This is a genomic window from Microvirga sp. HBU67558 (assembly GCF_018069605.1).
Classification (GTDB): Bacteria; Pseudomonadota; Alphaproteobacteria; order Rhizobiales; family Beijerinckiaceae; genus Microvirga; species Microvirga terrae.
This window is the reverse complement of record NZ_JAGPUP010000238.1, coordinates 1-607: the sequence shown is the minus strand read 5'-3', so window position 1 is coordinate 607 and position 607 is coordinate 1. Positions and strand designations below refer to the sequence as shown.

The following is a 607-nucleotide window of genomic DNA, read 5'->3' as shown; positions in this document are numbered from 1 at the left end:
TTACCATCCGTGACGGCTATGGCCAGACCGAGACCACGGCCCAGATCGGCAACTCGCCAGGCCAGGCGATCAAGGTGGGAACGATGGGCCGCCCTCTCCCGGGCTATCCCGTGCGGTTGCTCGACCTGGATGGAAACCTGTCGCAGGAGGGCGAGGTCTGCCTCGCCTTAGGAGGGGCGTGGCCCGCTGGGCTCATGCAGGGCTATCAGAACGCTGATGGCGCCGTGAGCGGGATCGAGGGAGCCTACTATCGTACCGGCGACATCGCCTTCACTGATGAGGATGGATATCTCACCTTCGTGGGACGCTCAGATGACGTGTTCAAATCATCCGACTACCGGATCAGCCCGTTCGAACTCGAAAGTGTGCTGATCGAGCACGAGGCTGTGGCGGAGGCTGCCGTGGTTCCGGCACCCGATGCAATCCGTTTGTCCGTGCCCAAGGCCTACATCTCACTCCTGCCCGGGATTGAGCCCTCCCCTGAGACGGTGTTGTCGATCTTCCAATACACTCATACACGGCTGGCCCCATTCAAGCGCATCCGGCAGATCGAAGTCGTCGCCGAATTGCCGCGAACCATCTCCGGCAAGATCAAACGCGGGCAACT

The 607-nt window shown here is 61.4% G+C and carries 1 protein-coding gene; it reads left to right on the top strand.

Annotation, left to right across the window (positions count from 1 at the left end; genetic code table 11):
• On the top strand, window positions 1-607 hold a 607-nt coding region (locus tag KBI52_RS01005), incomplete at both ends, for an AMP-binding protein (protein WP_210804803.1).